The following is a 397-nucleotide window of genomic DNA, read 5'->3' as shown; positions in this document are numbered from 1 at the left end:
GCCCAATCGAACCAACAGCCGCAAGCCGTGCTCCAACTTCTTCGTTAAGCAGTAAGCCAATAAACTAAGACGGCCAAAAGGACTTGGCCGAATCACACCTATGGAGGGAACTTACAATGATTATCAACCACAACCTTAACTCGATGAACGCACATCGCAACATGTCATTCAACACATCACAGACGGGCAAAGCGATGGAGAAATTGTCTTCAGGTCTCCGCATCAACCGTGCTGGTGACGACGCGGCGGGTCTCGCTATCTCTGAAAAGATGCGCGGGCAAATCCGTGGTCTCGACATGGGAGCAAAGAACGCACAGGACGGCATCTCGTTGATCCAGACGGCAGAGGGCGCCTTGAACGAGACACACTCAATTCTCCAACGCATGCGTGAGCTTGC

The 397-nt window shown here is 52.4% G+C and carries 1 protein-coding gene; it reads left to right on the top strand.

Going from position 1 to position 397, the window contains the following annotated elements; genetic code table 11:
* Positions 1–116: 116 nt before the first annotated feature.
* Positions 117–397, top strand: a 281-nt coding sequence (locus tag KNO87_RS15375; RefSeq protein WP_483299278.1) for a flagellin N-terminal helical domain-containing protein, incomplete at its 3' end; no start/stop codon positions are given.

The organism is Exiguobacterium sp. s34 (assembly GCF_018617435.1).
In the GTDB taxonomy this organism is placed as follows: domain Bacteria; phylum Bacillota; class Bacilli; order Exiguobacteriales; family Exiguobacteriaceae; genus Exiguobacterium; species Exiguobacterium aestuarii.
This window is presented reverse-complemented; position numbering and strand designations above follow the sequence as displayed.